This window comes from Galbibacter sp., from assembly GCF_035306585.1.
Classification (GTDB): Bacteria; Bacteroidota; Bacteroidia; order Flavobacteriales; family Flavobacteriaceae; genus Galbibacter.
On the sequence record NZ_DATGNU010000040.1, the window covers coordinates 1 to 4,374 of the forward strand.

6 protein-coding genes are annotated in these 4,374 nt (G+C 39.4%); 5 read left to right on the forward strand and 1 reads right to left on the reverse strand.

The genetic code is table 11. The features are described from left to right. Positions 1 to 446, forward strand: a 446-nt coding sequence (locus VKY50_RS04175) for a transposase (RefSeq protein WP_324299165.1), incomplete at its 5' end; no start/stop codon positions are given. Here the strand turns inward: VKY50_RS04175 and VKY50_RS04180 are convergent. Continuing rightward, entirely contained in the window at positions 424 to 594 is a 171-nt protein-coding gene (locus tag VKY50_RS04180; RefSeq protein WP_324299167.1) for a hypothetical protein, read from the reverse strand. The two genes, VKY50_RS04175 and VKY50_RS04180, sit on opposite strands and share 23 nt — an antisense overlap. Before the next feature lie 66 nt (positions 595 to 660). Between VKY50_RS04180 and istA the strand changes: the two genes are divergently transcribed. The 4 genes from istA (at position 661) to VKY50_RS12705 (ending at position 4,307) form a co-directional block, all read left to right on the forward strand. Further along, the gene (istA, locus tag VKY50_RS04185; protein ID WP_324299169.1) at positions 661 to 2,214 is read left to right on the forward strand and encodes an IS21 family transposase; all 1,554 of its coding nucleotides are present in this window, start codon (positions 661 to 663) and stop codon (positions 2,212 to 2,214) included. Positions 2,215 to 2,244: 30 nt separating this feature from the next. Continuing rightward, positions 2,245 to 2,994 (forward strand): IS21-like element helper ATPase IstB, encoded by a 750-nt coding sequence (gene istB / locus VKY50_RS04190; RefSeq protein ID WP_324299171.1) that lies wholly within the window; start codon positions 2,245 to 2,247, stop codon positions 2,992 to 2,994. Between the two features lie 53 nt (positions 2,995 to 3,047). Next, a complete protein-coding gene (locus VKY50_RS04195) occupies positions 3,048 to 3,602 on the forward strand; it encodes a transposase (RefSeq protein ID WP_324299173.1) in 555 nt (184 codons plus the stop codon). Positions 3,603 to 4,145: 543 nt separating this feature from the next. Then, a complete protein-coding gene (locus tag VKY50_RS12705) occupies positions 4,146 to 4,307 on the forward strand; it encodes a DUF4372 domain-containing protein (protein WP_414652288.1) in 162 nt (53 codons plus the stop codon). Positions 4,308 to 4,374: the final 67 nt, after the last annotated feature.

Consider the following 4,374-nt stretch of genomic DNA (forward strand, 5'->3'; position numbering starts at 1 on the left):
TGCGCGCCGTTTACAATGAACCTCTCGCTTATATAAAACCGATCAGTGCTACCAAAATGTCCATGCTTATTGGAGAAGAGCTCTCACAAATAAAAGATTCCACACAGCGAAAGTGTATGAATATTTTACTTAAAGAATCCAGGGAATTACTCATTGTGAGTCGCTTGGTTAAGCTTTTTCGTGCAATGATCAAAAATAGGAAGGGGAATATGAAGCGATGGATAGATTTTGTTCAAAAGTCCCGATATAAGCTTTCAGGACTCAAATCCTTAGCCAGAGGTTTAAAAAATGACCTTGCGGCCGTTACCAATGCCATTAAATGGTCTTGGAACAATGGCCCGGTAGAAGGCCATGTGAACCGTATCAAAAACATTAAACGCCAAATGTATGGTAGAGCTAGTTTTGAGCTATTGAGAAAGAAAGTCATCCTATCTCAAACCGGGTAATCCCCAAATTTGACGAAGAACCGTCAAACTGCGCCAGTGATTTCGCTTCAAACTGCGCCACTTTAATCTGAAATAAGAAGTATTTCGGTTCGATTTGCGCCAGTGGTTTCGGTTTGAATTGCGCCATTTTTGCTAATTCGGACATCATTTCGGTTCGTTTTGCGCCACTTTGAAAGATCAAGTAATAATTACCTTGTCGCTAAAGAAAAGCGATATGGCAAACACACTTGATTCTATGGACTTAAAACAAATTATTTCACTACATCTAGATGGCTTTAGCAATCGTAAGATCAGCCTTACACTAGGAATATCACGCAATACTGTAAACAATTACATGCGAGTTTTTAAGGCTAGCTCTCATACCCTTAGAGAATTATTAGCGTGTGACACAGAAGTGTTGGAGACACTTTTTACTTCTCATACCACAATTGATAATAAGCGATTTGATGATCTGTCTCGTTATTTTGAGCGAATGAAAGATGTTGAACATCATCCTGGTTTTACTTTTCTATTTCATTACCAAGAATATGTTCAACAAGTAGAGAACCCCTATAGTTACACGCAATTTATGGAACATTACCATCGTAAATACGCAAAGGTTAAAGGTTCTATGAAGCTTAATCATGAACCTGGCCACGAATTATACATTGACTTTGCTGGTAAAAAACTTCATATTGTTGAGCGGGATACTGGAGAAATCAAGGAAGTAGAGGTGTTTGTCGCCATCCTCCCCAATAGCCACTACACCTACGTCGAGGCTTGTAAAAGCCAGAAACGCGGTGATCTAATTCATTGTTGTGCCAACGCTTTGAGCTTTTACGGGGGTGTTCCTAAAGCCATTGTTTCTGACAATCTCAAATCAGCCGTCAAACGCGCTAGTAAATACGAAGCAGATATTAACCGAAGTTTTAAGGAATTTGCCCATCATTATAATTGTGTAATCAATCCTACCCGTGGGTATGCACCGCAAGATAAGGCCCTTGTTGAGAACGCGGTACAACTTGCCTATCAACGAATTTACTATCCTTTACGCAATATAACCTTCTTTTCTTTGCAGGATTTAAATCGAGAAATAAGACGTTTACTTGAAAGCTACAATAGCCTATTGTTTAAAAGAAAACAGGCCAGTCGGCAGGAGCTTTTTCAGTCGGTAGAACGAGCCTATTTAAAGCCTTTGCCTTCTACTACTTATGAACTTAAAGATTACCGAAGAGCTAAGGTGCAAAAGATGGGTTATGTGTACTTCTCTCCTGATAAAAGCTACTACAGCGTTCCATACCGGTATATCGGAAAGGAGACTATGATCCATTACACTAACAGTGCAGTGGAAGTGTATTATAACCATCAGCGAATAGCCATCCATCGACGAAACCCCGTTATCGGACATTATAACACCAACTCAGAACATCTTAGCAGCACCCATAAATTTTACTCTGACTGGAGTCCTGATTTTTTTAAAAAGAAAGCTAGTGTCCATGGTAACCATGTTCTTGGTTGCGTCGAAAAAATCCTTGAAAACGGAGATTACCCTGAGATTGGCTATAAGCGTGCAATGGGTGTAATCCAACTCCATAAGGGTTATGGTTCCCAAAGATTGGATAATGCTTGTAAACGAGCACTAGAGGCTGGTGCGGTTAGCTATAGGCATATCCAAAATATCTTAAAAAACAATCAGGATAAAAGTTCCTTATTTTATCAAGATCTAGAAGAAGATAGACCCCATATACCAGAACATGAAAACATAAGAGGAGCTTCCTATTACAAATGATAAATAAATAATTAATTAAAATCACACAATATGAATAACAATCAGACCATTGAAAAACTAAAACAAATGCGGCTAAGAGCCATGGCCGAGCTGCACTATGAACATGTGAAAAGTAACGGGCATAGTGACATGACGGCTGATGAATACTTAGCATTACTTATTGATCATCAATGGGAGGACCGACAAAATCGGAAGATCGATCGACTATTAAAACAAGCGAACTTCCGCCAACAAGCCACTTTGGAAGATGTAAATTACACCCATAACCGCAACTTGGATAAAAATATGTTCATACGTCTTGCAACCTTGGATTTTATAGAGAGAAAAGAGAATATCATCATCTGTGGTCTATGTGGATCTGGAAAGAGCTATCTCTCTCAAGCTTTAGGACACAAAGCCTGTATAATGGAATATAAAACCATGTATACCAATACGGCTCGATTACTTAAAAAACTAAAGCTTAGTAAGGTAGATGGGACTTATTTAAAAGAGTTGGAAAAAATACTAAAGACCGATTTACTGATTTTGGACGACTTTGGTCTCCAAGGTTTTGATAACCATGCCAGAGACGCTTTAATGGATATTATTGATGATCGGTATAACAGAAAATCAACAATAATAGCCACCCAGATACCAGTCTCTGCTTGGTATGAGATCATTGGTGGAGATGGTACGCAAGCTGATGCATTACTCGACAGAATTGTAAACTCATCACATCGAATAGATTTAAATACTGGAGAATCTTTAAGAAAGGGAAAGTTGAATAGTATTAAAGTTTAAATTTTTTATATCATTGTATGATCTTTCAAAGTGGCGCAGTTTGACCGAAACAGGTGGCGTCATTACTCCGAAATAGCCACACGGAAAAATTGAACCTCGACGGCACCCATAGCCTGGTAAAGAAAGCTGCCCAAAGTGTGGCCTACCAATACCGCAAGAGGGGGCGTACCTCGAACATTTTGGTCATGACCGATGGAAAAGGGATACCCATTGCCAATGGGGGCATCATCAGTGGGAACCACAATGACCTGTATGGGATTGTGCCCCAGTACGCGAGCATGGTAAGGCAACTCAGGGCACGTGGCTTTTGCTTGGAGAACAGCATCCAAAATGCCGATAAAGGCTTTGACAGCAAGTCGTTTAGGCGAGCCATACAACGAAGGAAAATGACGCCTAATATTGTAGAGAACCTTAGGAACAGAAAAAGGGAAAAGCGTGGAAGGAAAAGGGATTTTAACCAACAGGTCTATGACCAGCGTTTTGTCAATGAAAGATGTTTTGCTTGGGTAGATAGCTTCAGGACCCTTTTGGTCAGGTTTGATACCTTGGATGAATCATGGCTGAATTGGCATTATTTAGCTTTCGCTCTTATCCTATTAAAAGTTTAAACGAGTTCGAATAAAAAACTGCATACAAAGATGAAAAAGGAATTATGGTCCAACATTATTGGGCAGGTGAATGAATGCTGACCTAGCTGACCCGTTTGTAGAACAAATATGCAGGCATAGCCCTTATAATTGTGTTTTTGACAATCCAATTTATTTCATAGGCCTTGATGGGATGATTCCATACGACGACCTAAGAGTGCAAAAAGTATAGGTTTTTTGCGATATTCAGAGATACGTACGACCACTATTTCATTCATTTTTAACCGATTAAATAGATGCTTTTAATCGAAAAGGGGATTTTTCCCCTTAATAGTGTGTCGTAATAAATATTATATTTAATCGGTTCAATGAATTGAATTTCAGTTCGTTGAACTGTTTAAGCCTAAAAACCAATCATTGGTGTCCGGTTAAAAATAACCGGATCAGACATTTTGCAGCCTGACCCGGTATGTCTATTTTTGAGTTACGACACAAGAAAATAAGACATGGGCAAAAATACATATTTTACCGGACAGCCGATTTTTAATCAGCTAATAAAGTTCATTGACAAAAAAGACATCCAAAAAAATAGCCGTAAAACACGGTGCAGAGCGGTATGTAAAGAAGTTCACCACTTATAATCATGTGGTAGTGATGCTATTTACTGCTTTGCTGGGTTACAATTCGATCCGGGAAGTAATACTGGGGCTGTTGGCCTGCACATAAGCCGTCCCATTTGGGATTAACTTATGTAGTTCGTCGTAGCACGTTTTCAGAGGCTAACCGGCGTCGC

Excerpts from the sequence above, each read along its gene's own strand:
- VKY50_RS04180 (WP_324299167.1), bottom strand. The coding sequence starts at position 594 with ATGATGTCCGAATTAGCAAAAATGGCGCAATTCAAACCGAAACCACTG.
- istA (WP_324299169.1), top strand. The coding sequence starts at position 661 with ATGGCAAACACACTTGATTCTATGGACTTAAAACAAATTATTTCACTA.
- istB (WP_324299171.1), top strand. The coding sequence starts at position 2,245 with ATGAATAACAATCAGACCATTGAAAAACTAAAACAAATGCGGCTAAGA.